27 protein-coding genes are annotated in these 25,196 nt (G+C 64.9%); 22 read left to right on the plus strand and 5 right to left on the minus strand.

From position 1 onward, the window contains the following. Positions 1 to 92 precede the first annotated feature (92 nt). Genes ACFPFW_RS18370 through ACFPFW_RS18390 form a run of 5 tightly spaced genes read left to right on the plus strand, consistent with a single transcriptional unit; the run spans position 93 to position 3,738 of the window. Complete coding sequence (locus tag ACFPFW_RS18370; RefSeq protein WP_114958648.1) at positions 93 to 845, plus strand: GntR family transcriptional regulator; 753 nt, start codon at positions 93 to 95, stop codon at positions 843 to 845. An 11-nt stretch (positions 846 to 856) separates the two neighbouring features. Then, positions 857 to 1,642: a transporter substrate-binding domain-containing protein gene (locus tag ACFPFW_RS18375; RefSeq protein ID WP_114958647.1), complete on the plus strand. Its 786-nt coding sequence runs from the start codon at positions 857 to 859 to the stop codon at positions 1,640 to 1,642. Between the two features lie 59 nt (positions 1,643 to 1,701). Further along, a complete protein-coding gene (locus tag ACFPFW_RS18380; RefSeq protein ID WP_114958646.1) occupies positions 1,702 to 2,373 on the plus strand; it encodes an amino acid ABC transporter permease in 672 nt (223 codons plus the stop codon). After that, positions 2,370 to 3,029 carry an amino acid ABC transporter permease gene (locus ACFPFW_RS18385; protein ID WP_114958645.1) on the plus strand — a complete coding sequence of 220 codons (660 nt, stop codon included), beginning with the start codon at positions 2,370 to 2,372 and terminating at the stop codon, positions 3,027 to 3,029. The genes ACFPFW_RS18380 and ACFPFW_RS18385 overlap by 4 nt, the downstream gene beginning before the upstream one ends. Next, complete coding sequence (locus ACFPFW_RS18390) at positions 3,007 to 3,738, plus strand: amino acid ABC transporter ATP-binding protein (RefSeq protein ID WP_114958644.1); 732 nt, start codon at positions 3,007 to 3,009, stop codon at positions 3,736 to 3,738. Before ACFPFW_RS18385 ends, ACFPFW_RS18390 begins: the two co-directional genes overlap by 23 nt. A gap of 146 nt (positions 3,739 to 3,884) precedes the next feature. On the opposite strand, the gene ggt is transcribed toward ACFPFW_RS18390, so the two are convergent. Further along, a complete protein-coding gene (gene ggt / locus ACFPFW_RS18395; RefSeq protein WP_114958643.1) occupies positions 3,885 to 5,621 on the minus strand; it encodes a gamma-glutamyltransferase in 1,737 nt (578 codons plus the stop codon). Between the two features lie 60 nt (positions 5,622 to 5,681). Further along, positions 5,682 to 7,028, minus strand: coding sequence for a S8 family serine peptidase (locus ACFPFW_RS18400; protein ID WP_114958642.1), 1,347 nt, complete (start codon positions 7,026 to 7,028; stop codon positions 5,682 to 5,684). 130 nt (positions 7,029 to 7,158) lie between these two features. Here ACFPFW_RS18400 and ACFPFW_RS18405 point away from each other — a divergent pair, with 130 nt between their 5' ends. From ACFPFW_RS18405 to ACFPFW_RS18425, 5 genes are all read left to right on the plus strand, one after another. Continuing rightward, on the plus strand, positions 7,159 to 7,668 hold the full coding sequence (locus ACFPFW_RS18405; protein ID WP_379771808.1) for a sigma-70 family RNA polymerase sigma factor: 510 nt from the start codon (positions 7,159 to 7,161) through the stop codon (positions 7,666 to 7,668). Next, on the plus strand, positions 7,665 to 8,339 hold the full coding sequence (locus ACFPFW_RS18410; protein WP_162799806.1) for an anti-sigma factor family protein: 675 nt from the start codon (positions 7,665 to 7,667) through the stop codon (positions 8,337 to 8,339). Before ACFPFW_RS18405 ends, ACFPFW_RS18410 begins: the two co-directional genes overlap by 4 nt. 45 nt (positions 8,340 to 8,384) lie before the next feature. Continuing rightward, positions 8,385 to 9,098, plus strand: a complete 714-nt coding sequence (locus tag ACFPFW_RS18415; protein WP_114958640.1) for a DUF6065 family protein — start codon at positions 8,385 to 8,387, stop codon at positions 9,096 to 9,098. 93 nt (positions 9,099 to 9,191) lie between these two features. Continuing rightward, positions 9,192 to 9,428, plus strand: a complete 237-nt coding sequence (locus tag ACFPFW_RS18420) for a hypothetical protein (RefSeq protein WP_162799805.1) — start codon at positions 9,192 to 9,194, stop codon at positions 9,426 to 9,428. Between the two features lie 270 nt (positions 9,429 to 9,698). After that, entirely contained in the window at positions 9,699 to 10,061 is a 363-nt protein-coding gene (locus ACFPFW_RS18425; RefSeq protein ID WP_379771811.1) for a hypothetical protein, read from the plus strand. Between the two features lie 69 nt (positions 10,062 to 10,130). Here ACFPFW_RS18425 and ACFPFW_RS18430 read toward each other — a convergent pair whose 3' ends face one another. Next, the gene (locus ACFPFW_RS18430; RefSeq protein WP_114958639.1) at positions 10,131 to 10,847 is read right to left on the minus strand and encodes a FadR/GntR family transcriptional regulator; all 717 of its coding nucleotides are present in this window, start codon (positions 10,845 to 10,847) and stop codon (positions 10,131 to 10,133) included. A gap of 211 nt (positions 10,848 to 11,058) precedes the next feature. On the opposite strand from ACFPFW_RS18430, the gene ACFPFW_RS18435 reads away from it, so the two are divergent. From ACFPFW_RS18435 to ACFPFW_RS18485, 11 genes are all read left to right on the plus strand, one after another. Next, on the plus strand, positions 11,059 to 12,048 hold the full coding sequence (locus ACFPFW_RS18435) for an ABC transporter substrate-binding protein (protein ID WP_114958638.1): 990 nt from the start codon (positions 11,059 to 11,061) through the stop codon (positions 12,046 to 12,048). 5 nt (positions 12,049 to 12,053) lie between these two features. After that, entirely contained in the window at positions 12,054 to 12,902 is an 849-nt protein-coding gene (locus tag ACFPFW_RS18440) for an ABC transporter permease (RefSeq protein ID WP_114958637.1), read from the plus strand. Continuing rightward, positions 12,899 to 13,705, plus strand: a complete 807-nt coding sequence (locus ACFPFW_RS18445; RefSeq protein ID WP_114958636.1) for an ABC transporter ATP-binding protein — start codon at positions 12,899 to 12,901, stop codon at positions 13,703 to 13,705. Before ACFPFW_RS18440 ends, ACFPFW_RS18445 begins: the two co-directional genes overlap by 4 nt. Before the next feature lie 9 nt (positions 13,706 to 13,714). Continuing rightward, complete coding sequence (locus ACFPFW_RS18450) at positions 13,715 to 14,473, plus strand: ABC transporter permease (RefSeq protein ID WP_114958635.1); 759 nt, start codon at positions 13,715 to 13,717, stop codon at positions 14,471 to 14,473. Further along, entirely contained in the window at positions 14,470 to 15,192 is a 723-nt protein-coding gene (locus tag ACFPFW_RS18455; RefSeq protein ID WP_114958634.1) for a fumarylacetoacetate hydrolase family protein, read from the plus strand. The genes ACFPFW_RS18450 and ACFPFW_RS18455 overlap by 4 nt, the downstream gene beginning before the upstream one ends. Before the next feature lie 93 nt (positions 15,193 to 15,285). Continuing rightward, entirely contained in the window at positions 15,286 to 16,296 is a 1,011-nt protein-coding gene (locus ACFPFW_RS18460) for a tripartite tricarboxylate transporter substrate-binding protein (RefSeq protein WP_379771815.1), read from the plus strand. Between the two features lie 2 nt (positions 16,297 to 16,298). Next, positions 16,299 to 16,835: a tripartite tricarboxylate transporter TctB family protein gene (locus ACFPFW_RS18465; RefSeq protein ID WP_114958633.1), complete on the plus strand. Its 537-nt coding sequence runs from the start codon at positions 16,299 to 16,301 to the stop codon at positions 16,833 to 16,835. A 12-nt stretch (positions 16,836 to 16,847) separates the two neighbouring features. Next, entirely contained in the window at positions 16,848 to 18,383 is a 1,536-nt protein-coding gene (locus tag ACFPFW_RS18470; protein ID WP_114958632.1) for a tripartite tricarboxylate transporter permease, read from the plus strand. Positions 18,384 to 18,394: 11 nt separating this feature from the next. Next, a complete protein-coding gene (locus ACFPFW_RS18475; protein WP_114958631.1) occupies positions 18,395 to 19,675 on the plus strand; it encodes an RNA polymerase subunit sigma-70 in 1,281 nt (426 codons plus the stop codon). Between the two features lie 142 nt (positions 19,676 to 19,817). After that, on the plus strand, positions 19,818 to 21,071 hold the full coding sequence (locus ACFPFW_RS18480) for a BtaA family protein (RefSeq protein ID WP_114958630.1): 1,254 nt from the start codon (positions 19,818 to 19,820) through the stop codon (positions 21,069 to 21,071). Next, positions 21,068 to 21,715: a class I SAM-dependent methyltransferase gene (locus tag ACFPFW_RS18485; RefSeq protein WP_114958629.1), complete on the plus strand. Its 648-nt coding sequence runs from the start codon at positions 21,068 to 21,070 to the stop codon at positions 21,713 to 21,715. The genes ACFPFW_RS18480 and ACFPFW_RS18485 overlap by 4 nt, the downstream gene beginning before the upstream one ends. On the opposite strand, the gene ACFPFW_RS18490 is transcribed toward ACFPFW_RS18485, so the two are convergent. Then, positions 21,716 to 22,642, minus strand: a complete 927-nt coding sequence (locus tag ACFPFW_RS18490) for an SH3 domain-containing protein (protein WP_114958628.1) — start codon at positions 22,640 to 22,642, stop codon at positions 21,716 to 21,718. It abuts the gene before it with no gap. Beyond that, positions 22,639 to 23,952, minus strand: a complete 1,314-nt coding sequence (locus tag ACFPFW_RS18495; protein WP_379771818.1) for an ATP-binding protein — start codon at positions 23,950 to 23,952, stop codon at positions 22,639 to 22,641. The genes ACFPFW_RS18490 and ACFPFW_RS18495 overlap by 4 nt, the downstream gene beginning before the upstream one ends. A gap of 58 nt (positions 23,953 to 24,010) precedes the next feature. On the opposite strand from ACFPFW_RS18495, the gene ACFPFW_RS18500 reads away from it, so the two are divergent. Then, on the plus strand, positions 24,011 to 25,018 hold the full coding sequence (locus ACFPFW_RS18500) for an LLM class flavin-dependent oxidoreductase (protein ID WP_114958626.1): 1,008 nt from the start codon (positions 24,011 to 24,013) through the stop codon (positions 25,016 to 25,018). Positions 25,019 to 25,196 lie beyond the last annotated feature (178 nt).

The raw sequence follows: 25,196 nt of genomic DNA on the forward strand, positions 1-25,196 counted from the left end.
ACCATCGCCGTCTGACTCCTTGATTTTCAACGGTTTCCCGTTTGGCACAGTGCTTGCCTACCTGTCTCGTATACAAGACTGCGGGACAAGACGTGCCAAGCGAACAGGATCAGATCGAGGCGTCAATCATCGCAGCCGTGCTGGCGGGGCGGTTCAGGCCCGGCACGCGACTTGGCGAGAGCGTTCTGGCCGGTCTCTACGGCGTTTCGCGCACGCTCGTCCGCGAAGCTTTGATGCGGCTGCAGACCAGGGGCATCGTTCAGGTCAGCGCCCGGCGCGGCTGGTTCATCGTCGAGCCGTCGGCCGGCGAGGCGCATGCGGCCTATGAGGCGCGGAAGGTCATCGAGACGGGACTGATGCTGTCGATCGGCCAGATCCCGCCCGAGACCCTCAAGCATCTCCGCGAGCACGTCGAGGCCGAGCATTCCGCCATCCAAGGGCCGGACGTGACGTCGCGGGTCTGCCTGCTCGGCGACTTCCACGTCCATCTGGCCGAGGCGTTCGGCAATCCGGTCTTGACCGAGATCCTGCAGAACCTGACCGCCCGCACGACCCTGATCTCGATGCTCTACCAGTCGAGCGACGCCGCCGAGGAATCGAGCGACGACCACGGCATCATCCTCGACGCGCTCGAAGCCGGCGACCTGCCGCTCGCCGCGAAGCTGATGGCCGAGCATCTCGATCGCGTCGAGGCCGGGCTCGACCTCACCGCGCGCACCGATCCGCTCGCCGATCTACGAGACATCCTTGTGCCCGGCACGAGCGATGCAAAACCCTCTTCAGCGAAAACCGTCCCGGACGAACCGGGGCCCGATCACAGGAAGCCGATCAACCAGATCAAGTGAAGGAGCACGCCATGAACCGCCGTCATTTCCTCATCGCCGCCGCGACCGCGGCCGCCATCTTCGCCCACGCGCCGACCGTGAAGGCGGACGCGCTGGCCGACATCACCAAGCGTGGCACGATCAACATCGCCGTTCCGCAGGACTTCCCGCCTTTCGGCAGTGTCGGCACCGACATGAAGCCCGTCGGCTACGACGTCGACATGGCCGCGCTGATCGCCTCCAAGCTCGGCGTGAAGCTAGAACTCGTGCCAGTTACCAGCGCCAACCGCATTCCGTACCTGCAGACCAACAAGGTCGACCTCGTCATCTCCAGCCTCGGCAAGAATCCGGATCGCGAGAAGGTCATCGACTTCTCCACCGCCTATGCGCCGTTCTTCAACGGCGTCTTCGCTCCGGCCGATTTGGCTGTCGCGAAGGCGGAGGACCTGAAGGGGCTGACCGTCGGCGTGACGCGCGGCGCGGTCGAGGATCTTGAACTGACGAAGATCGCGCCGGAAGGCACCGACATCAAACGCTACGAGGACAACAACGGCACGATCTCGGCGTTTCTCTCCGGTCAGGTGAAGGCAATTGCCACGGGTAACGTCGTGGCTGCGGCGATCATCGCCCGCAAGCCGCCGAAGCGCCCGGAGATCAAGTTCCTGATCAAGAACTCGCCGTGCTTCGTCGGCCTCAACAAGAACGAGCCGGCGCTTCTGGAGAAGCTCAACGCGATCATCGCCGACGCCAAGAAAAGCGGCGAGCTGAACGCGATTGCCCAGAAATGGCTCGGTTCGGACCTGCCGGCCGACATCTGATCCTCTGACCGGAGCCCGGCGGCACCATCGCCGTCGGGTCTCAAGCGCGGGGGGAAACGATGGGCTATCACTTCGAATTCGGCTGGATTGCCGAATATTGGCCGGTCCTGCTGAAGGGCGTCGGCATCACCCTGCAGCTGATCGCGATCGGCGCCCTGTTCGGTGTCGCGCTCGGGGGCGCCTGCGCCTGGGTTCGCGCGCTCGGCCCGGCATGGCTTCGGCCGGTGGTCGCCACCTATGTCGAGATGATCCGGAACACGCCGTTCCTGATCCAGCTGTTCTTCGTGTTCTTCGGCCTGCCTTCGCTCGGCGTGCAGATGAGCGAGCTCCAGGCGGCGAATCTCGCGATGATCATCAATCTCGGCGCCTATAGCTGCGAAATCATCCGCGCCGGTATCCAGGCGACGCCGAAGGGGCAATTCGAAGCAGGCGCCAGTCTCGGAATGTCGCGTTTCCAGACGTTCTGGTACGTCGTTCTGATCCCGTCTCTCCAGCGTATCTGGCCGGCGCTCTCGTCGCAGATCGTGATCGTCATGCTCGGCTCGGCCGCGGTATCGCAGATCGCGGCGGAAGACCTGACCTTTGCGGCGAACTTCATCCAGTCGCGAAACTTCCGCGCCTTCGAGGCCTATGCTGTTTCGACCGCGATCTATCTCCTGCTTGCGATCCTGCTGCGTCAGGTGCTGCGCGGCGTCGGCTTTACTCTCTTCCCGAGGAGGGCCGCGCGATGATCCAGTTCTCGACGTGGGACATCGTCAGCAACCTACTCCTGGCGGCGCGCTGGACCGTCGTCCTGTCGCTTGTCTCCTTCATCGGCGGTGGGATCGTCGGCCTGCTCGTCCTGTTCGCCCGCATCGGCAAGTTCGCCGGGCTGCGGCGTGCGGCGAAGGTCTATATCGAGGTCTTCCAGGGCACGCCGCTCCTGATGCAGCTGTTCCTCGCCTTCTTCGGCCTCGGCCTGTTCGGTATCAATGTGCCGGCCTGGCTCGCGGCGGGATTTGCCTTGACCCTCTGGACCGCGGCCTTCCTCGCCGAGATCTGGCGCGGCTGCGTCGAGGCGATCGCCAAGGGGCAGTGGGAGGCCTCGTCCAGCCTGGGCATGGGCTACATGCAGCAGATGCGCTGGGTGGTGCTGCCGCAGGCGCTCAAGATCGCCGTGCCGCCGACCGTCGGTTTCTCGGTGCAGGTGGTCAAGGGCACGGCGCTGACCTCGATCATCGGCTTCGTCGAACTCTCGAAAGCCGGGACCATGGTGACCAACGCCACCTTCCAGCCCTTCACCGTCTACGGCTTCGTCGCGCTCATCTATTTCGCGCTGTGCTGGCCGCTCTCGAAATCAAGCCAGATTCTCGAAAGGAAGCTCAATGTCGCTCATCGAAATCACTGAGGTGCGCAAGAGCTTCGGCTCGAACGAGGTTCTCAAGGGCATCAATATCGACGTCAATTCCGGCGAGGTGATCGCGATCATCGGCAAGTCCGGATCGGGCAAGTCGACTTTGCTGCGCTGCATCAACGGCCTCGAGACGATCAATGCCGGCACGATCGCCGTCGCCGGCGCGCAGCTTCTGCCGGACGACCTGCACCTGAAGGCGCTGCGGCTGAAGGTCGGCATGATCTTTCAGGGCTTCAACCTCTTCCCGCACCTGACCGCCGGCAAGAACGTGATGCTGTCGCAGATGGTCGTGAAGAAGGTGAAGAAGGACGCCGCCGAGGCGATGGCGCGCCGCCAGCTCGACCGCGTCGGCCTGCTGCACAAATTCGACGCCTATCCGGACGAGCTCTCCGGCGGACAGCAGCAGCGCGTGGCGATCGCCCGCGCGCTGGCGATGGAGCCGATCGCGCTTCTTTGCGACGAGATCACCTCCGCGCTCGATCCGGAACTGGTTCAGGAAGTGCTGGCGGTGGTGAAGGAGCTGGCCTCCGAGGGCATGACGCTCCTGATGGTGACGCACGAGATGCGCTTCGCCCGCGATGTCTGCTCGCGCGTCGTCTTCATGCATCAGGGCCGCGTCCACGAGATCGGACCGCCCGGCGAGGTGTTCGCCTCGCCGAGGACGCCGGAGCTGCAGCAGTTCCTCGGCATGCAGGCGGCCTAGTCCGAGTCGTCGTCCTCCGGCTTGACCGGAGGACGACGACAATTGTTGCCCTCATGCTCGGGCCTGACCCGGGCATCCAGACCGGCCTCGCCAAGTCGGCTGGATTGCCGGGTCGAGCCCGGCAATGAGAGCGTTCGGGGGAATACCTACTCCCCGATGGCCACACCTTCCCGGCGCGGGTCAGCCGCGCCGGTAAGCCCCTCCGGGCCGATCGCGATAGCTTGCAGACCCGACGTCATGGCATCGATCTTCACCTCGTAGCCCATCGCCTGGAACGTCGCCGCCATGGTCTCGGCGGGCGTTCCCTTCTCGATCTCCATCACGCCGAAACGGTTCAGCACGTTCGGCAGGGAGATCGCCGACTGGACGTCCATGCCCCAGTCGTAATGGGCGATCAGCGCCTTCGCGACATAGCCGATGATCTGGCTGCCGCCGGGAGAGCCCAAGGCAAGCTCGGGCTTGCCGTCCTTCAGCACGATGGTCGGCGACATCGAGGAGCGCGGGCGCTTGCCGGGCTCGACGCGATTGGCGATCGGCACGCCGTCGGCCTGCGACTTGAATGAGAAATCGGTCAGCTCGTTGTTGAGCAGGAAACCGCGCACCATCAGACGCGAGCCGAAGCCGGCCTCGATCGTCGTCGTCATCGAGGCGACGTTGCCGGCGCGGTCGACGACGACGATGTGGCTCGTGGAGGGAAGCTCCAGCGCCTCGTCGTCCGACCAGAGCGAGGCATGGCTCCATTTCGGATTGCCGGGCTTGACCTCGGCGAGCTTGGTGCCGGAAGCGAGCAGGCCGGCACGTTCGGCGAGGTATTCCTTCGACAACAGGCCTGCGGTCGGCATCGGCACGAAATCCTGGTCCGCCATGTAGCGGTCGCGGTCGGCGAAGGCGAGGCGGGACGCGTCGGCGATCAGCTGCCAGGATGTTGCGTTCGATCCGATCGATTTCAGGTCGAAGCCCTCGAGCATTCCGAGGATCTGGCCGATGGTCAGCGCGCCGGAGCTCGGCGGTCCCATCCCGCAGATTTCCCGTTCGCGATAGGGCGCGCAGACGGCTCCGCGTTCCTTGACCCGGTAATTGCGGAGATCGTCGGCCGAAAGGACGCCGGGATTGCCGGGAGCATTCCGCACGGTGGCGACGATGTCCGCCGCGATCGCGCCCTCGTAGAAAGCGTCGGCGCCACCATCGGCGATGGCGCGGAGTGTCTCGGCATAGGCCGGGTTCTTCAGCGTCGCGCCGACCGGAAGCAGCGCGCCGGTCGTGTCGTAGAAATAGGCGCGCGCTGTTGGATCGCGTTTCAGGACATCACCTTCCGCAGCAATCAGCGATGAAAGGCGCGGCGAGACCGCGAACCCGTCCTCCGCTAGCTTGATCGGCTCCTCGAACAGCCGGCTCCAGGCCAGTGCGCCGTAGCGGCGATGCACGGTTTCAAGCAGTCGAGGCGTGCCGGGCGTGCCGACCGAACGGCCGCCGATGACCGCATCGAGGAATTTCAGCGGCTTGCCGTCGGCATCCTGAAAGAGCGTCGGCGTCGCTTCCATCGGCGCGGTCTCGCGACCGTCGAAGGTCGTCAGGCGCTTCTCGTTGGCGTCCCAGTAGACGAGGAAGGCGCCGCCGCCGAGACCGGAGGATTGTGGTTCGACGAGGCCGAGCGTGATCTGGATTGCGACCAGCGCATCCACTGCATTTCCTCCGGCGCGGATGACCGTCGCACCCGCTTCCGCAGCGACCGGATTGGCAGCGGCGACCATCCATTTCTTCGCGGTGACCGCCTGCTTCGTTGTGGTTCCGCTCGGTCGTTCCGGGGCGGTCGGAAGCGGCGCTTCCTGGGCATTGGCGGCGAAGGAAAGAGCGAGGAACGCGAGAAGGATTGGAATACGCATGGGGGGCCTCCAACCCGGCGATGGTGCCGGGGTCGGTGGCTTGCCGCAACCGGCCTTTCGTCAGCCCGGCGATGCGGCGTCCGCGACTGGCGTACAGAGCTCGGTCGCCTGGATCAGGCCCCAACCGTAGAGCGGGTCGCGGCCGGCCTCGCCGAGATCGTCGGCCTGGCTCGCCATCTCGTAGACGATCTCGCCCAAAGGCCGGTCCGGCGCATGCGCCAGCTTGACCGCGAGCGCCGCCGTCACGAAGGGCGCTGCATAAGACGTGCCGGAGCGGAAGCGGCCTCCGGTGCCGGCGGCGGTCCAGAGCTTCACGCCGGGCGCGGCAAAATCGAGGTGCTCGCCCCGGCCGGCCTGCCGGTAGAGCCTCCGCTTCACGTCGATCGCCGTGACGGCGATCACGTCCGGATAGGCCGCCGGGTAGGCGGGTGCCGCGCCCGCACCGCGATTGCCCGCCGAGGCGACCACGGCGATGCCGGTATCGATCGCCGCGCTGACCGCGGCTCCGACGACCGCGTTGTCGTCTCCCGCGAGGCTGAGATTGACAATGTCGACGCGCCGCTCGACCAGGAGGTCGATGCCGCGCGTCAGCGAGAACGCGTCGGCGATCTCGGCCCGGCCCTCCAAGTGGAACGCGGCGACAGCGATCACCCGCGCATCCGGGACGAGGCCGGGCGTGCGGCTCTCAGGTGCGCCGGCCAGAAGTGCCGCGATCGCCGTTCCATGGGCGTTGTTGGCCGGCTTGCGCCCGGCTCCGATTACCGACATCTCCTCGATCGCGCGGCCGGCGAAGGCTGGATGGGCGAGGTCGACGCCGGTGTCGATCATGCCGATCAGCGGCCTGGCCCTGCAGCCGTGCGACGGCCAGGCGATGAAGGTCGGTCCTGAGCAGGCCCCTTTCGGGCAGCCGAATTCGCTCGTCCGGTAGACATGGTTCAGGTCGACGATCGCGTCGGGGGCGATCGCCAGAATGCGGGTGCGCGCGGCGGCATAGGCCGTGTTGCGCGGTTCGCGCAGTCTCGCGACCATCCGCCCGGCGCGGCCGACCGCGGCTCGTTCAACTATCGTAAAGCCGTCCGCCGCGAGGAGGTCGAGCGTCCGCTCGTCTATGCCGGCAACCACGATCTCCTCGGGCAGGAAGCGGATCGGGGCCGCTCGTTCCGGTCGGCGCTGAGCGCGTTCGCGCGGTCTAAGGAAATCGAAGAAGCCGGTGCCTCCGCCGGGCGAGAAGCCGCGCGGGCCGTCTCCGCCCCTGCTCCCGCGACCCCGGCCTCCGCCGTCGTCTCCCCCGTCATCGCCGTCATCATCGGCCAAGGCAGCGACCGGGCCGATGCCGCTGGTCTGCGGGAACGGCCAGAAGGCGAGCGCCATCGCAATGAGCACGAGCGCGGGCAGGGGCTTTTTCACGGGACCACTCCGGGGCGGACTTGATGGAAACGAAGCCTCCGCCTCAGTATTCCCACGTCTGCCAGAAAATGCATCCCTCGTGGAATAAAGCCCGAAGCGGGCCGTTCTCAACCCGCACAGGGAACGGCGAGTGGCGAACGATCCGCGTCATCAGATGATCCTGCTCCTGCCGCGCCTGCGGCGGTTCGCGCGTGCCCTGGCCGGTACGAGCGCCGATGCGGACGATCTCGTGCAGGCGACCTGTGAGAGAGCCTTGCGCTCGCTTGGCCAATGGACACAGGGGACGCGGCTCGACAGCTGGATGTTCCGCATCATGCGAAACCACCACATCGACGAGGTCCGCAAGCACCGCATCGCGGCCGAGGAGCCGCTGGAAGATAAGTTCGACCTCACCGGAGATGACGGCCGCGCCGTCACCGAAGGCCGGCTGGAACTTGCCTCGGTCCGTGACCGCATCGCCGCCCTGCCGGAGGATCAGCGCGCCGTGCTCGTCCTCGTCTGCGTCGATGACATGAGCTATCGCGACGCGGCCGAGGTCCTGGAGATCCCGATCGGAACGGTGATGAGCCGGCTGTCCCGGGCCAGATTGGCGTTGATGAAGGCGGAAGGGGCGACCGCGCGAAGAGAGGTTTCGCGATGATGGAGGTGAACGACGAGATGCTGATGGCCTATGCCGACGGCGAGCTTGATCCGAAGGAAATGCAGGCCATCGCCCGTGCCGTCGCCGCCGATCCGGCCTTGGCGCGGCGGGTCGGCCTGTTCCGGACGTCGCGGGCCATCGCCCGGGACACTCTGTCGGCCGATCTGCAGGACCCGCTTCCGGAGCGGCTCGTGGCGGCGGTCATGCAGCCCGCGAACAGCGCCGCTCAGCGCGGCTGGGCGACATCGACTCTGCTGCCGTTGGCGGCTGCTCTGGTGGTGGCGGCGGGTCTTGGCGGCTATTTCCTCGGGAACAGAGCAGGCGATGGTGTCCTCGCTGCCAACGAAGCTCTCGTTACCGCACTGGATGCCAGTCTCACCGGCGAGACCCTAGGTGCGGGCGACGGGGCGGTGAAGCTGCTCTCTACCTTCCGCACGAAGCAGGGCACTTGCCGGATGTTCGAGACCTCCGCAAGAAAGCCCGTCCGGGGTCTCGGCTGCCATCAGGACGGCCGCTGGCATGTCGTCGCGGCAGTTGCGGAGTCGGGCGAGGGCGGTTTCGCGCCCGCCTCCGGAGCCGCGAGCCTCGACGCCGTCCTCGATGATCTAGACGCCCAGAGCCCGCTCTCCACGGCGGAGGAAGAGGCGCTCCGCAAGAACGGCTGGGAATAAACCGGAAGCGCCGTCCGTTCTGCCTCGGCAAAGAGGAGGCAGATCATGTTGCGAGCTTTGGTTCGAACCGCCCCAGTCATCCGGTTTCTCTGCGAGCCCGAGGACGAGGGTGTCATCGCCCCGCCGATACAGGCCAGGGCCGTCCTGCCGGACTGGTTCCGCGCTCTGCCGCCTGTCGACAAGGGAGCGGTCGGCGCTAACGACAGCGGCCTCACAATCAAGCGCTGCATGCCGTTCTTCGACGCCATGGCGACCGGCTGGCTGCTGCCGCTGGCGGCGACCGTCAGGCTCGAGATCAAGCACGGCGGCAATACCGTCGATGCCGGCTGGGACTTCGACCGGGTCATGGTGTCGAACCACGGCATGCACCAGGTCGCCGGCAATCCGCGCGAACCCAGGCCGCCGTCGAAGTTTCATAACTTCTGGTCGATCCGCACGCCGCCCGGCTGGAGCTGCCTGTTCATGCCGCCGCTGAACCGGCCGAACCCGGTGTTCGAATGCGTCTCCGGCGTGGTCGATACCGACACCTATTCGGCGCACATCCACTTCCCGTTCTTCGCGACGGGACCGGATGGGGTGCATGTCATCGAGAAGGGCACGCCACTCGTTCAGGTGATTCCGTTCCGGCGCGACGATACCGCGATTGAGGCGGAGATAGGCGCCGAGAAGCGCGAGGACGTGGACAAGAGAGAGAAGATCTACCGCAATACGATCGCAGGTGCCGGCTGGTATCGTCTCAAGGCACGGGCTGCACGCTGAGGGCGAGAAAAAGGGGCCGGATTTCCGGCCCCTTTCTTTGTTCCGGTTCAGAACCGGAACTGGCCGAACGGCGACTTGCCGCCCCGTGACCGGTTGGACGAGGAATTCGACGACCGATTGGACGAAGAGTTGGAAGAACGGTTCGACGATGAGTTCGAGGACGAATTCGATGAGCTGTTGGAAGACGAATTCGAAGACGAGTTGGATGAACCGTTCGACGATGAGTTCGACGAGGAATTGCCGGCGAGCTGCACCGGCTTGCCGGCCGGATCGCGGGTTTCGCCGAGCAATTCACGCATCGCGTCATCGCTCGCCGGCTGCGGCGCGTAGGACGTGATCCGTCCTAGTTCGGGCGCTGCGGGCGCGGCCGTGGCATTGCCCGCGGTCAGGGCGGCTGCCGCGAACGTCAGCGCGGCGGGAAGCTTCCATGTCATCGCTTTCTCCCTTGTTGGCGGGCCGGTCTGTGGCCCGTGAGAGAACGGATGTGCCTCGCCGCTTATTCCGTTTTTCGGTTTCCTCGCTGAAACGCGAGACGCAATACCTCAGAAATCCGAACCACTTACTCAAAGGCCGTCGACAATTCAGAGGCTGGGGTTCGTGATGCTCATTTCCCGTCGTGCGTTTGCCGTTTCCACCGCCATGTTCGCGATCCTCGAACTGGGTTCGCAGGCTGCCATGGCAGCCGACAGCAAGGTATCCCTGTTCAGGATCGTGACCGTGAAGGACGAGATCGTCGTCGGCTTCACCTCCGGCGAGATCAACGGCGTCGAGACGCCGGATGCGTCCGTCGTCGGCCGCCAGCTCGTCGATCGCGGCGAATTGTCGGTCTGGCAGTACACGGTCCGCAAGAACGAGAAGGGCGAGTTGGAACAGGCCCCGCTGAAGAAGATCAGCGTTCTGAAGAGCAACTCGCTGCGCGTCGAGCCCTATTTCACGCCGCTTCCGGTCATCGCTCCTAAGTGAGGACGGTTCTCCTCGCCCGGCGCCGCGCGAGACGAGAAGTTCGGCGGCAGGGTTCCTGCACCGCAGAGATCAGAGCTCGTCGCCGCGATTTTCCAGTTTCCGCGCCACCGATTCCAGATGCTGGCGCATCCCCCGGCTCGCGCCGTCGAGATCGCGGTTCTCGATCGCCGTCGCGATCGCTTCATGCTCCGCGAAGCTGTGATGGTCGGGCGAGGGGGCCTTCAGGTTCGGCCTGAGCCGGCCCCAGACCACGGCCCGGCGCACGGTGTTCAGCGTGTCGAACAGGCCGAGCAAAAGCGTGTTACGCGCCGCCTGCGCCACCGCGCGGTGGAAATGATTGTCCCAGTTCTCATACTGCCGCCACGTCTCCGCCTGACGCGACCGGCGCAGGCATAGACGCATCTCCTCGATATCGCCCGAGGTCGCGTTCATCGCGGCTTCGCGGGCGAGCAGAGGCTCCAGCAGGAGCCGGGTCCGCATCACTTCCGAGGGATTGGTCTGGCTTGCGAGCGTCGAAATGTCGGCGCTGTCCTCGAGCGGCCGCTGGCCGACGAACGTCCCCTTGCCGACATGGCGCCAGAGATGGCCTTCCGCTTCCAGAACCGCCAGCGCCTTGCGCAATTCGCCGCGCGAGACGCCCAGGCTATCGCAGAGCTCGCGCTCCGGCGGCAGGCGCGGATCGGCATCCACGTCCTTCTGCGCAATGAAGGCGCGCAATTGGGTAAGCGCCGAATGCGCGCTCTGCCGATCAGTGCTGTCGCCGAAATCGGCGATTGGTTTGTCCATTGGTCTAACCAATTCCTGATTGATCGAATGATATAAACCAAAGTCGAAGTCAAGGGCAACGGGGCCTTTTCTCCTAATCCGCTGTATAGGCGAGGGGAGGCCTGCCGTGATTTTGCTGTGAATCCGGTTTGACCGCCCACAAATCGCGTGCTAACCAATCATTATAAATGGCCAAATTGGTCAAATAATAAATAGCAGGGAAGGAACGTCCATGAGCAGTCTCATCAAAGGTGCGACTCGGTTTGCGGCAGCGGCAGCCCTCACGGTTGCGATGTCGGGCGTGGCATTGGCCAAGGATACGATCCGCGTGGCCTTCGGCGACATCGCAAGCGTCGAAAGCCTCAATCTTCTGATCGCCTTCGAGCGCGCCAAGGAGCGCGGCGTCGACGTTCAGAGCACGTTCTTCAAGTCGGAAGATCTCGCCGCGCAGGCGGTGGTCGGCGGTCAGGCCGATGTCGGTATCGGCACGCCCTATGCGCTGATGCAGAAGGTCAAGGCGCCGATCCGGATGTTCTACCAGATCAGCAATCTGCGCTTCTATCCGGTGGTCAACACCGAGTTCTACAAGGACTGGAAGGACCTCGACGGCCAAGAATTCGCGGTTCATTCGCGCGGTTCGGGCACCGAGGCGATCATGAACCTGATGCAGCAGAAGCACGGCATCAAGTTCGCCCGTTATTCCTACGTCCCTGGCGCCGAAGTCCGCGCCGGCGCGCTGCTGCAGGGCAATGTGAAGGCCACGATCGTCGATTCCGGCGCGCTTCGCATGATCGAGGAGAAGGGCGGCGGCAAGTACAAGGTCCTCAACATGGAAGGCGTGAACGCGACCGACGAGGCGCTCTACGCCAACACCGACTTCCTGAAGAAGAACGCGAAGGCCGTGACGATCCTGGTCGAGGAGCTGCTGAAGACGCAGCGCGAGATCAACAAGGATCCGAAGACCGTTGTCGCGCTCCGCGAGAAGTACAAGCTGCTTCCCGACCTGCCGAAGGACCTGAACGCCGAGGTCGAGCCTTACTTTGCCGATGCGGTGAAGGCCAAGCTCTATCCGGATGACGGCGGCAGCGCCGCCGCGGTGAAGAGCGACTTCGATTTCTACACCGTGTCCGGCCAGCTCCAGGGCGATGCCGGTACACTGAAGGAAGCCGATTTCTGGACCTTCGAGCCGCTCGATAACGCCCGCAAGGCGGTTCAGGGCTGAGCCTGGTGAGCGCTCAACCCGCCTTTTCGAACAACCAGGCGGCCGCGCAAGCGGCCGCCTCTGGAGCCGCCGGAACAACGGCCCCCTCCGCTCGGTCCGGCGGCTCCCTCATTCTCTGGCGGATTGCCTCGGTGGTGCTGTTCTGCCTGGCATGGGAAGTTGCCGGCCGCATTCCGATCAACGTGGCATTCCCGCCATTCTCGGACGTCGTCGCGGCGTTCGGCCGGATGGTCGCCGACGGGTCGCTGCCCTCGGCCTTCCTGATCACCTTGCAGCCCCTCGTGATTGGCCTCGTCGTGGCGACCGTGATCGGCATCGTCATGGGCGTCGGGATGGGTCTTCGCGATGAGCTCGAATGGGCCGGCGTGCCGGTCTTCGTGGTCATGCAGGCCGCGCCCATGGCGGCCCTCATTCCGCTGATCACCTACGTCTATGGCATCGGCCTGACCGCGAAGGTGCTCGCCGTTGTCATCCTGGCGCTGCCGGTGATCGCGCTCAACGGCTACAAGGCCGTGCGCAATGTCAGCCCGTCGCTTCGGGCGATGTGCCGGTCCTTCCTCGGCAATCGCAGGCAGGAGATATTCAAGATCGTTCTGCCGGATGCCAGCCCGATGATCTTCGCCGGTCTTCGCCTCGGTATCTCCGCCGGCTTCGTTGGCGTGGTGCTGGCCGAACTCCTGATCACGCCGACTGGTATAGGCGACCTGATCACCTATCACCGCTCGATCGCCGACTACGCCGAAATGTACGCGGTGATCGCGACCATCATTCTCTTTTCCGCCGTCACGGTCGGACTGCTCGAGCGTGTCGAAATCGCTCTCTTCCGGCCCGAAAAGAAGGAACATTCCGCATGACGGCTGCAGTCCGCATGTTGCGCGAAACGACCAAGTCCGACACGGCGCAGCCGATCGTCGAGGTCCGCCACATCTCCAAGCGCTACGGTTCGAGCGTCGAGGCGCTGCGCGATATCAACCTGACCTTCCCGACCGGCCAGCTGACCAGCCTTCTCGGTCCATCCGGTTGCGGCAAGACCACGCTTCTGAAGATCATCGCCGGCCTGCTCGAACCCACGGGCGGCGAGGTGGTTGTAAAGGGCAAGACCGTCACCGGTCCGGGCCCCGAGCGCGCCTTCGTCTTCCAGGATTTCGCGCTGATGCCGTGGGCGAGCGTGCTGCGCAATGCCGCCTTCGGTCTTGAACTGCAGGGCATCGACAAGAAGAAGCGCGAGGAAACCGCGCGCCACTACATCAATCAGGTCGGCCTTTCCGGCTTCGAGAACCGCTATCCGCACGAGCTGTCGGGCGGCATGCGCCAGCGCGTCGGCCTTGCCCGCGCGCTCGCGGTGAACGCCGATGTGCTTCTGCTCGACGAGCCGTTCAGCGCGGTCGACGAGCAGAACCGCCGCAAGTTCCAGGAAGATCTGCTGCGCCTGCGCGAAGTGGAGAGGAAGACCCTGATCTTCGTCACCCACTCGATCGAGGAGGCGGTCTACCTCTCCGACCGCATCGTCCTGTTGTCGCCGCGCCCCGGCCGCGTCTCGGAGATCATCGAGCCGCATGTCGACCGCAGCGGACCGCCGGACCTCATTCGCCGCAACCCGGCCTACCTCGATACCGTCGAGGAAATCTGGCACGGCCTTCGCGATTATGCGGACTAGGGGCAAGCCATGACAATCGCCGGCTACCGCATCCCGCCTCTCGCTTCGCTGATCCTCTGGGCAATCGTCTGGGAGATCGTCGGGCGCCTCGGACTTGTCTTCCTCTTCCCGCCGCTCAGCCATGTGGTGATGGAACTCGGGCAGGTGGTGGGTTCCACCACCTTCCTCAACGCCGCAATCATGACGGTGAAGTGCTTCGTCATCGGCATCGCGCTGTCGATTGCCGTGGGCGTGCTGCTCGGTCTCCTGATGGGCCGGGTCGATGCTGCCGACAAACTGCTCGGCATGTGGGTCAACCTGTTCGTCTCGGCGCCGCTGTCGGCGCTCGTGCCGGTCATCATGATCCTGTTCGGCATGGGCGAATCCACGATCATCGTCACCGTGTTCCTGTTCGCCGTCTGGATCATCGCGCTCGACACACGGGCCGGTGTCCGCGACATGCCGCCGTCGCTGCTCGCGATGGCGAAGTCCTTCGGCGCCTCACGCTGGCAGGTGCTGACGAAGATCGTCTTCTTCGCGGCGCTGCCGGAAATCCTGGCCGGCATCCGGCTGGGCGTGATTCGCGGCGTGAAGGGCGTCGTGATCGGCCAGCTGCTGGTCTCGATCATCGGCCTCGGCGAGCTGTTCGAAGTCTATTCGCGCAACTTCCTCATGGAGGAATTCTGGGCGCTCACCCTCATCGTCTTCGCCTTCGCGCTCGGTGCCGCCGAGCTGATCGCGATGCTTGAACGCAAGATCGATTTCTACGCTGGAGTAAGACACGCATGACCCAGGCCGCCACCCTCTTCGCATCGGTCGACGGCGAATACGTCGTCCCGGTCCCGCCGCTGGCATCATTGCCGGTTCGCGGAACGAAGGCGCGCTTCCCGGTTCGCCGCATCTATTGCGTCGGCCGCAATTACGCGGCGCACGCCATCGAGATGGGCCACGACCCGAACAAGGAGCCGCCGTTCTTCTTCCAGAAGAACCCGGACAACATCATCCTCAGCGGTGAGGCTTTCCCCTATCCACCGAAGACCAGCGACGTGCATTTCGAGATCGAGATGACGGTCGCGCTCGGCAAGGGCGGCAAGGACATCCCGGTCGAGAAGGCGCTCGAATACGTCTTCGGTTACGGCGTCGGCCTCGACATGACCCGCCGTGACCTTCAGGGCGAGGCCAAGGATCTCCGTCGTCCGTGGGAAGTCGGCAAGGCGTTCGAAGCCTCCGCTCCCTGCACCGAGATCGTCCCGGCCTCCGAGATCGGGCACCCCGAAAAGGGTGCGATCTGGCTCGACGTCAATGGCGAGCGCAAGCAGACTGGCGATCTCAACCAGCTGATCTGGAAGGTGCCGGAGATGATCTCCTACCTGTCCGGCCTGTTCACGCTGGCGCCCGGCGACCTGATCATGTCGGGCACGCCTGCCGGCGTCGGCGCCATCAAGAAGGGCGACGTGATGCGCGGCTACGTCGAGGGCGTGGGCGAACTCCACACCCCCGTTTCGTAAGTCCACGAGAGTAAAGCCCGGCGCTCCCTGCGGGGGCGCCGGACAAGACCAAGAGCCAGGCGGCCAAAACGCCGGCGACCCAGGGAGAGCAGAATGTTCAGCAAGGGTATGACCCGGCGCGGCTTCCTCGCGACCGGCGGCGCGGCTGCGGCCGCTTTCGGTGCTCCGGCGGTGGCCCGGAGCCAGGGGGCGGCGTTCCCCTCAGACAATATCCAGGTTCTCGTTCCGACCGGCGAAGGCGGCGGCGTCGACCAGGCGGCGCGCGCCTTCACACGCGTCTGGGCGAAGCACCTCGGCGCGAACTTCGAATACTCGTATTTCCCCGGCGCCTCGGGCCAGGTCGGCTACGAGGTCTTCATCGGAAAGCGCGAGGCGAACGCATACAATCTTCTGTTCGGGAACATCGGTCCCGAGATGATCATGTATGCGACCCAGAACGTGAAATATAAGTACCCCGAAGACATCATGTATTTCGGGGCGATCGACTCCGACGACAGTGTCATCTGGGTCGCGACCAACAGCAAGTTCAAGACGATCAACGACCTCGTCGAAGAGGGCAAGAAGCGCGAGATCACGCTTTCGACCAGCCGCCTGCCGCATCCCTCGACCATCGGCGCGCTGGCGCTGGCCGATGCCACCGGCATGAAGGTCCGCATGATCCCGTATGGCGGCGGCGGACCCGCCCGTGCCGCCGCGATCACCGGCGAAGTCGACGGCTGCGCAACCTTCCTGTCGTCCTCGCTGGGCCTATCCGAGCAGGCACGCTTTCTGACCGTTTTCAACGACAAGAACCGCGCTCCGGACCTCACCAACAACGCCCCGCCGATCAATGAGGCGCTGGGCACCAAACTGCCGACCCTGTCCGGCCAGCGCGCCTGGGCGATCCATCGTTCGGTGGCGGAGAAGTATCCAGACCGGTTGAAGAAGCTGACCGACACCATGAAGACGGTGTTCGACGATCCGGAATACAAAACGGTCGCCGAGAAGGCCGGCACGCCGTGGGAGTTCATCCAGTATGCCGACGCGGCGGCCTGCGACGCCTCGGCGAAGGAATTCGCCGAACTCGCCAAGCAGTACAAGACGCTGCTGTCGGCCGGCAAATGAGCATGCCCTCCGAGCCCTATGAAGGGCAGGCGCCGGACCCCGGGGATCGGGACCGGCGCGAAGCGACGGGCGGTGACTGGGTTATCCCGGCCATCGCCCTCGCATTCACCACCTACTACCTGATCTCGATCCAGGATCTCGTCTGGGAGGCGAAGATCGCGGCCGTGTTCGTCGCGGTCATGCTCTACCTCCTGATCGGCATCTTCGCGCTGCAGACCGTGTTCGGACTGAAGCGCGGAATGCTGAGGATCGATTTCAGCACGCTTTGGGAAAACGGACCCCTCTTCCGCATCCGCGTGCTCCTGTTCGGGCTCGCGGTGGCCTCGGTCGCCGCGCTGCCGTGGCTCGGCTTCACGCTGTCGACGTTCGGTTTCCTCCTTGCCGCCTTCCTCTGGCTTGAACGCATGCCGCCGAAGACGGCCGTCATCACGGCCGGCGCCCTCGCCCTGTCAGGCTACATCCTGTTCATCGCGATCCTCCGTACCGCATTCCCAATGGGCCCGTTCGAGCTCGCGGTGCGAGCGGTGACCGGCATCTAACGGACATTCCCGATGGAACCCAGTCTCGGATTTGTCGCCGAACTCTTCGCGCACGCTCTGTCCTATTGGTGGCTGATCCTGATCGCGACGACGATCGGGATCATCATCGGCGCGATGCCCGGCTTTGGCTCGGCCAACACGATCATCATGCTGCTGCCGTTCACGCTGGCGGTGGATGTCGACGTGGCCATGATCTTCATGGTGTCGCTGTTCTGCGCCTCGCAATCGGGAGGCGGCATCACGTCGATCTTGCTCAACATACCGGGCAATGGCGGCTCGGCAGCGACCTGTCTCGACGGCTATCCGATGGCCAAGAAGGGGCTCGGTCAACAGGCGCTCGTCCTGTCCTTCGTCGCCTCGCAGGTCGGCGGCATGGTGACGGCGGGCATGTCGATCTTCCTGCTGCCGTATATGGCGAAGCTCGCCTACTACCTGCACAGCGTCGAGATGGTCGTGATCGTGCTGTTCGGCATCACATTGATCGCCTCGATCGCATCCGAGAACATGCTGAAGGGCCTGATCGCCGGTGGCCTCGGCCTCCTTATCGGCGCCATCGGCGCGGACCACATCTATTCGACACCGCGCGCCACGTTCGGCTTCCTCGAACTCTATGACGGCGTGCCGCTCATTCCCGTCCTGATCGGCGTTTTCGCGATCTCCGAAGCGCTGATCATGATGGAGAGCCGTTCGGTGCTCTCGGAGGAGGGGCTGCAAGTCGTGCGCAGGGCCGGCTGGAAGGAGACGCTGGAGGGCATCAAATGGGCTTTCCAGCGCACCTGGCTGATGATCTGGACGGCGATCGTCGGCCTCATCATCGGCATCGTGCCCGGCGCCGGCGCGTCCATCGCGGCCTTCGTCGCCTATCAGCAGGCGCGTCTTTACTCGAAGAGGCCGGAGAAGTTCGGCACGGGCATTCCGGAAGGCGTCATCGCTCCGGAAAGCTCGAACAATGGCTGCGCCTCGGGCGATCTCATTCCGCTGCTCGTCATCGGCGTGCCCGGCGGCACCACGGCGGCGGTCATGATGATCGTCATGACCTATCATGGCGTGCAGCTCGGACCGCGTCTCTTCATCCAGACGCCGGAACTGGGCTACGGCGTGTTCGTGACCATGCTCGTCGCCTATGGCGTGATGCTGTTCACCACGCTGCCACTGACGCGCTACATCTCGAAGCTGATTCTGATCCCGACGGCGGTTCTCGCGCCCATCATCATCGCCTTCACGATGGTCGGCTCGTTCGCGCCGCGCGGATACATGTTCGATCTGTGGCTGACGCTCTTGTTCGGCGTGATCGGCTATATCTGCCGCCGCACCGGCTACAACGTCGTCGCGATCCTGATCGGCGTCATCCTCGGGCCGCTGCTCGAGGCCAATGTCATGCGGGCGCTCCGCATCAGCGGCAATGACCCTCTGGTGTTCTTCTCCTCTCCGGTGGCGAACATCCTCTGGGCGCTGCTGGCCATCTCGCTGTTCGTTCCGACCTTCGTGCAGTGGCGGAAGAACCGGCAGGCGCGCTCCACGCCGTCCAAGACGGCGGAAGCAATCTGAATGGAGTCCGCATGAACGAGATGGTTGGTTCGGGCGCCATGACACGCGGCACCCGCAAGGTCGGGCGGCTGGACATTCAGGGCGGCGGGCAGGTCGTGGTTCGCGACGGCCTGGCTTTCCTCGGCCATATGTCGCCGCCGGAAGGCACCTCGATCGTCGATGTGCGCGATCCAGCGAACCCCAAGGTGATCGCGAAGATCGCGCCGCCGAACCAGTACTCGCACACTCACAAGGTGCGGGTGGCGGGCGATCTGATGATCACCAATGTCGAGCGCCACCGCCGGCACTTCTACCGCAAGGGCGAGGGACTGGTCGGCGCCACGGTGGTGCTGACAGAGAAGCTCGGGCGCGAACCGACCGATGCCGAAGTCGCGGAAGCGGTGGGCGTCGCCGCGAAGGATCTCCCCGATCTTCGCGAAGGCCATGCACGGGGTTACAGCGACGGCGGCTTCCGGGTCTGGAACATCGCCGACCCGGCCAATCCGAAGCTCCTGTCCTACGTGAAGACCGGCGGCATCGGTGTGCACCGTTTCGACATGGACGAGAACTACGCCTACATCTCGACCGAGATGGACGGGTTCATCGGCAACATTCTCGTCATCTACGATCTCGCCGACCCGACTTATCCGCGCGAGGTCTCGCGCTGGTGGATGCCCGGCCAGAACATCGCGGCGGGCGAGAAGCCTACCTGGTCCGGTCAGAAGCACCGGCTGCATCACGCGCTGCGCGTCGGCGACAAGATGTGGGCGGCCTGCTGGTACGCCGGCGGCTATGTCATCGATATCTCCGACATCACCAGGCCGAGAACGCTCGGCAGCTACAACTACCACCCGCCATTCCCAGAGCCCACGCACACGCTCATGCCGCTGCCGGAACTCATCGCCGGTCGGCAGATCGCGCTGATGGTCGACGAGGAGCACGACCACACGCCGGGCCAGCCGCACGGCTTCATCTGGATCATGGATGCGTCCGACCCCGCGAACCTGAAGCCGATCTCGACCTTCCAGGTCAGCGAAACGGGCTCGCCCTATTCGCAGGCGGGCGGGCGCTTCGGCGCGCACCAGTTCCAGGAGAAGCAGATCGGCAGCCTGATCTACGCGGCCTGGTTCGCGGGAGGGCTCCGGGTGATCGACATCGCCGATCCCGAGAAGCCGAAAGAGATCGCCTTCTACGTGCCGGAGCCTTTTCCCGGCCACGCCGCGCCGCAGAGCAACGATGTCGACGTGGACGAGCGCGGGCTGATCTATCTGCTTGATCGCGACCGGGGCTTCGAGATCATCGAAATGGCCTGATGCCGGAAGGGATCAGCCGAAAATCCGATCGACCAGGCCGCCGGGCACTGTCCCCCGCCACGTTCACAATTGTCATGGAGCAGTCATCGGACTCCTTTAACGCCGCTTATTTGACAGGCTGCTGAAGGTGAATTCGGGGACCATGACTGATTTGTCGCGGGCGCTTCGGCGCGAGACCAAAGCCGGGCTCGGCACCGCCGTTCACAAGAGCCGGGCACTGTCCCGACAGGGCGTTCTGGAGCGCATGTTCACCTGGGCCTTCCGCGGTCTGGTCTATCCGCAGATCTGGGAAGACCCGGTCGTCGACATGAAGGCCCTGCAGATCAAGCCGACGGACCACATTGTCGCGATCGCCTCGGGCAGCTGCAACGTCCTGTCGTACCTGACCGCCGACCCGGCCAGGATCACGGCCGTCGACCTCAATGGTGCCCATGTCGCGCTGGGCCGCCTGAAGCTCGCCGCTCTCAAGGCACTGCCGGACTACGATGCTTTCTTCCGCTTCTTCGGCCAGTCGAATTCCGAGGCCAACGTCACGGCCTTCGACACCGTGATCAAGCCGCATCTCGATCAGGTGTCGCGCTCCTATTGGGAGGCGCGTCGCGTCAACCGTCGCCGCCGGATCGAGGTGTTCGCCGAGAACTTCTACCGCCACGGTTTGCTCGGCGGCTTCATCGGCGCCGGGCACCGGCTGGCCAAGTTCTACGGCTATGACCCGAGCGTCGTCCTGACCGCGCAGACGCGCGAGGAGCAGCGCGCGCTGTTCGAGCAGACCTTCCTGCCGATCTTCGAGAAGAAGTTCGTGCGCTGGCTGATCAATCAACCCGCTTCTCTCTACGGTCTTGGCATTCCGCCGGCGCAATATCGCAGCCTGTCTGGCGACTCGCCCGAAGGCATCAAGACGGTCCTGCTCGAACGGCTGGAGCGCCTCGCCTGCGGGTTCGACATCCAGTCGAACTATTTCGCCTGGCAGGCCTTCGGCCGCCGCTACCAGCCGACGGAGGATGCCTCGCTGCCGCCTTACCTGCAGCGCGACAATTACGACGCGGTGCGTGACCACAGCGAACGCGTCACCTATCGTCAGCAATCGGTGACGCATTTCCTGCGCGAGAGCTCCGAGGCGAGCGTCGACTGCTTCGTCCTCCTCGACGCGCAGGACTGGATGAGCGATCAGGACCTTACCGATCTCTGGAGCGAGATCACCCGGACCGCGCGTCCCGGCGCGCGCGTGATCTTCCGCACCGCCGCCAACGAGCGCTGCCTGCCGGGCCGCGTGCCGGCCGACATCCTCAACACTTGGACTTACGAGTGCGACAAGAGCCAGCGGCTCGGCCTGCAGGACCGCTCGTCGATCTACGGCGCGTTCCACCTCTACACGCTGCCGGAACACGCGATATGAGCGACGCCGCCGGACTAATGGACAAGATCTACCGGCACCAGCGGCACATCTACGATGCCAGCCGCAAATTCTACCTGCTCGGCCGCGACACGCTCATCGAGGCGCTCGATCCGCCCACCGGCGGACAGGTTCTCGAGGTCGGCTGCGGCACGGGCCGCAACCTGATCAAGATCGCCCGCACCTATTCCGAGGTGCGCTGCTACGGCTTCGACATTTCCTCGGAGATGCTGACGACGGCGCGGCGCTCGATCATGAGGGCCGGGTTGTCGGCGCGGATCACGCTCGCCCAGGCCGATGCGACCGCCTTCGACGCCCGGACCATGTTCGGCATCGGTCAGTTCGACCGCATCGTCATTTCCTACGCGCTGTCGATGATGCCGGGCTGGGAGAAGGTGCTCGTCTGCGCGATGAAGCATCTGAAGCCGGAGGGGTCGATACACATCGTCGATTTCGGCAACCAGGCCGGGCTTCCGTCGCCGTTCCGCGTGGCGCTGAACCGCTGGCTGGCGCTGTTCCATGTCACGCCGCGACTGAGCCTGCAGCGTGATCTGGAAGTCCTCACCCGGTCGCGTCAGATGCGGGTGCGGTCGGAGAGCCTCTATCGCGGTTATACGGTTCGCTCGGTGATCGACCGAGCCGCCTGATCAGCTGCAGTTCGTGACCTGGTTGGAGCAGATGCCGCGCCACCAGCCGTGCTGGCCGTCGCGCGAGCGCGTCAACGCCCATTGGCCGGAACAGGCTTCCAGCACTTCGAGCGTTCCGTCGATCGAAAGCCGTGGCTCGCCGTCGAGCGTCGGCCGGAGAGCGGCGTCGCGGTGCGGCGCTTGCCGGAGCAGGGCAGGCGAGAGATTTGAATTCGCATAGGCCGCGCCGACCAGCCTGGCCTTGACCCAGCCGCGCCCCTTGAACGATTTCGGATGCCGCTTCGGCGGCGGATCCTCATAGGGCGCGCCGGGCTCTTGCGCGTCCTGGATCAGGAACCAGCCCTTGCGATAGCCGATAATCCGGAATTCGGTGCGGTAGCCCATGTCGCCGGCGATGTCGGCCCCGCCGCTGCCTTTCCATGGCGGTGCCAGCCGTCCGAGGATCATTGAGCGCGTATCGGGCGCGGCGCGGACATTCAGACCGCTCGGGTCGGGATCGTTCGACCAGCCATTGATCGAGCACGGGATCACACCTGACGGTATCGGTGTGCCGACAGGCGGTGCGCCGGGCTCCCATTGCTCGGGCGGCGCGACATCGTCGGCGGACTGGCGCGGTCGGAGCACGTGCGAAGCGATGTTCAGTTTCCCGCCATTCTCCGCAAGCTTGAGTTCGAGGACCTGCCCGCCGTCGACATCGAGGCCGGGGTCCTGCGGATCGTCCGCGCCGTCGCGGAAGGCGGCGACATAGGCCGTCTTGGTCTCAGTGTCATAGCGAAAGGCCTGGCCGGCAACGAGGCCCTTCGGCACAAGCGCGACCGCCGCCTCATAGAGGGCAGGGTCCGAGACCAGGGGATTGATGGCGTCCTCGGCGAGAGCGTTCGCGGTAATGAGGACGGCGAAAGCGGACAGGTAAATCGAGCGGATCATGCCCGCCCGATAGACAGCCTATGTTGCTGGTTCATTTCGTGGCCTCCCGGCGGCCAGCCCGCCGCGATTTTCTCGATGGACTGTGGCGTCAAAAGCCCAGCCCCCCACCCCCATTTGGGCAGCTTATCGGCCATGTTCGGGTGCAGCAGGACGGCGGCGCCGGTCGCCGCGACCGGGACGATGCTCTGCCAATCGTATTTCAGCGGCGTCAGTTCTTCCTCGCTGCCCGCATAGTCGCCGGATGCGAAGGCGAGGGCCGCCATCTCGCGGGCAACGGCGATGCGCGACTTGGTACGGAGCGCGGCTCCCAGCATTGCCTGCATGCCGAGACGTGTCCGCACGCCGGTCTTCGTTGGTGGAGCTTCCGGCGGATGCTCGCCGCGCGAGACCGCCACCAGCATGCCGATCAAATCGGTGCCGGCCAGATGCGCGCTCATTGGCTCGACGAGGCGTGGATTGGAATCGAACAGGCGCGGAACGCCGTCTTCCATGATGTAGTCGAACGACATCGCCCCGTGCCATTCGAGCGTCTGGGCGATGGCGCACACGGCCTCACGCACCGCGGGGCGGTAGATGCTCTCCTTCAGCGCCTCGCCGCCGCCCGCGCCCCTGATCAACTGCTGGTAGCCGTGCATGGCGACGAAGCGGCCGCGATCGAAGATCGCCTGCGCGTGTTCGAGCGGGCCGTCCAGCATCTGCTGGACCAGCACTTCGCCGGGTCCGATCTCACGTTTTGCCGCTTCGAGATCTTCTGGGGTCCGGGCGAATTTGACGCCCCGGCTGGCTGTCGCGACCGCCAGCTTGACGACGACGGGAAACTCGACGTCGGAGCCGACCTCGCTGATATCGGTGAAAATCCGCGTGCGAGGTTGCGGCACGTCGATCTCCGTCAGGAGCCGCGAGAACCGGGCCTTGTCGAGCGCGGTCCAGTACGCCTGGAAGCTTGGCAACGCGACCGCGACGTTCGGCGGCAGCCTCTCGGGATATCTGGCGAAGACGAGGCCCTGTTCGTGGATGGGGATCAGGACGTCGAAGCGTCCGGTCTTCAGAAGGCCGATGACGAAGTTGAAGTAGCCTTGCGGATCTTCGCCGATTCCGGGGCAGCGGTGTTGGCCCTGAGCGAAGGTCGAGAATCGCGAGATGCAAAGCGAATCCGGATCAACGAACTCGACCTGATGACCGCCAAGGCCGAGCGCCGTCACGGCCTCGCGAGCGGAGGTGCTGGCGCCTTCCGAAAGAAGGACGCGAGGGCATTTTCGAGAGTTGTTCAGCACCGCCCAAGGTAAGGAGATGCGGACAGTAAAACGCAAGCCGTTTCGATACGGGGGAGGGCTTGGGTAATTCTGTAGGAGACACTACATCGGACCGATGATCCCGATTTCGCTCCTCGACCTCTCGCCTATCCCGCAGGGCAGCAATGCCGGACAGGCGCTCCGCAATTCGATCGACCTCGCCAGGCATGCCGAGCGGTTTGGCTACGGACGCTATTGGCTGGCCGAGCACCACAACATGCCGGGTATCGCCAGCGCCGCGACGTCGATCCTGATCGGCCAGATCGCGGCGGCCACCTCGACCATTCGTGTCGGTGCCGGCGGCATCATGCTGCCGAACCATGCGCCTCTCGTGATCGCGGAGCAGTTCGGCACGCTTGCCGCGCTCTTCCCTGGCCGAATCGATCTCGGCCTCGGCCGGGCGCCCGGGTCCGATCAATTCACGTCCCATGCGCTCAGGCGGAACCTGTCCGGCGAAGTCGACCAGTTCCCGCAGGACGTCATGGAACTGATGGCCTATTTCAAACCCGCGCAGCCCGGCCAGCGGGTACAGGCTGTTCCTGGGGCGGGACTCGATGTTCCGGTCTGGATTCTCGGTTCGAGCACGTTCGGCGCTCAGCTCGCGGCCCATCTCGGCCTTCCCTACGCCTTCGCCTCGCATTTCGCGCCAGGCGACCTGATGTCCGCCATCGAGATCTACCGCGAGCGGTTCCGACCCTCCGAATATCTCGCCAAGCCGCATGTGATGGCCGGCTTCAACGTCTTCGCCGCCGATACCGACGAGGAGGGGCTCATCCTGGCGACCTCGCAGCAGCAGGCCTTCGTCAATCTACGCACCGGCAATCCGGGTCAGCTCCCGCCACCGGTTCCGGGCTTCATGCAGATGATCGACGGGCCGGCTTTGGCCATGGTCCGGCAGGCGCTGTCCTGCACGGCGGCGGGCTCGCCGGACACGGTCAAGCGTGAGATCGAGGCCTTCATCGCCCGCACCGGCGTCGACGAGCTCATGATCACGGGCCAGATTTTCGACCACAAGGCCCGCGTCCGCTCGTTCGAGATCGCCGGCGAGGTGCTTGGACTGCGGGAGAAAGCCTCGGCCGCCTAAGGCAAATATCTCCATCCCGTCTCCCGGTCCGCGAATGGAAGCCTCATCCTGAGCCGGACTCGCGAAGCGAGCCGTGTCCGAAGGATCGCCGCACACTCCGAGCCTGCCGCCATCCTTCGACACGATACTGCGCATCCGGCTCAGGAAGGCCCAACCCATTCTCCGTCATGCCAAGGCT

Origin of the sequence: Flaviflagellibacter deserti (genome assembly GCF_042652085.1) — a bacterium.
Taxonomy (GTDB): Bacteria; Pseudomonadota; Alphaproteobacteria; order Rhizobiales; family Methylopilaceae; genus Flaviflagellibacter; species Flaviflagellibacter deserti.

Coding starts and splice junctions, on each gene's coding strand:
- ACFPFW_RS18375 (WP_114958647.1), top strand. CDS start 857: ATGAACCGCCGTCATTTCCTCATCGCCGCCGCGACCGCGGCCGCCATC.
- ACFPFW_RS18380 (WP_114958646.1), top strand. CDS start 1,702: ATGGGCTATCACTTCGAATTCGGCTGGATTGCCGAATATTGGCCGGTC.
- ACFPFW_RS18385 (WP_114958645.1), top strand. CDS start 2,370: ATGATCCAGTTCTCGACGTGGGACATCGTCAGCAACCTACTCCTGGCG.
- ACFPFW_RS18390 (WP_114958644.1), top strand. CDS start 3,007: ATGTCGCTCATCGAAATCACTGAGGTGCGCAAGAGCTTCGGCTCGAAC.
- ggt (WP_114958643.1), bottom strand. CDS start 5,621: ATGCGTATTCCAATCCTTCTCGCGTTCCTCGCTCTTTCCTTCGCCGCC.
- ACFPFW_RS18410 (WP_162799806.1), top strand. CDS start 7,665: ATGATGGAGGTGAACGACGAGATGCTGATGGCCTATGCCGACGGCGAG.
- ACFPFW_RS18415 (WP_114958640.1), top strand. CDS start 8,385: ATGTTGCGAGCTTTGGTTCGAACCGCCCCAGTCATCCGGTTTCTCTGC.
- ACFPFW_RS18425 (WP_379771811.1), top strand. CDS start 9,699: ATGCTCATTTCCCGTCGTGCGTTTGCCGTTTCCACCGCCATGTTCGCG.
- ACFPFW_RS18430 (WP_114958639.1), bottom strand. CDS start 10,847: ATGGACAAACCAATCGCCGATTTCGGCGACAGCACTGATCGGCAGAGC.
- ACFPFW_RS18435 (WP_114958638.1), top strand. CDS start 11,059: ATGAGCAGTCTCATCAAAGGTGCGACTCGGTTTGCGGCAGCGGCAGCC.
- ACFPFW_RS18445 (WP_114958636.1), top strand. CDS start 12,899: ATGACGGCTGCAGTCCGCATGTTGCGCGAAACGACCAAGTCCGACACG.
- ACFPFW_RS18450 (WP_114958635.1), top strand. CDS start 13,715: ATGACAATCGCCGGCTACCGCATCCCGCCTCTCGCTTCGCTGATCCTC.
- ACFPFW_RS18455 (WP_114958634.1), top strand. CDS start 14,470: ATGACCCAGGCCGCCACCCTCTTCGCATCGGTCGACGGCGAATACGTC.
- ACFPFW_RS18460 (WP_379771815.1), top strand. CDS start 15,286: ATGTTCAGCAAGGGTATGACCCGGCGCGGCTTCCTCGCGACCGGCGGC.
- ACFPFW_RS18465 (WP_114958633.1), top strand. CDS start 16,299: ATGCCCTCCGAGCCCTATGAAGGGCAGGCGCCGGACCCCGGGGATCGG.
- ACFPFW_RS18470 (WP_114958632.1), top strand. CDS start 16,848: ATGGAACCCAGTCTCGGATTTGTCGCCGAACTCTTCGCGCACGCTCTG.
- ACFPFW_RS18475 (WP_114958631.1), top strand. CDS start 18,395: ATGAACGAGATGGTTGGTTCGGGCGCCATGACACGCGGCACCCGCAAG.
- ACFPFW_RS18480 (WP_114958630.1), top strand. CDS start 19,818: ATGACTGATTTGTCGCGGGCGCTTCGGCGCGAGACCAAAGCCGGGCTC.
- ACFPFW_RS18485 (WP_114958629.1), top strand. CDS start 21,068: ATGAGCGACGCCGCCGGACTAATGGACAAGATCTACCGGCACCAGCGG.
- ACFPFW_RS18490 (WP_114958628.1), bottom strand. CDS start 22,642: ATGATCCGCTCGATTTACCTGTCCGCTTTCGCCGTCCTCATTACCGCG.
- ACFPFW_RS18500 (WP_114958626.1), top strand. CDS start 24,011: ATGATCCCGATTTCGCTCCTCGACCTCTCGCCTATCCCGCAGGGCAGC.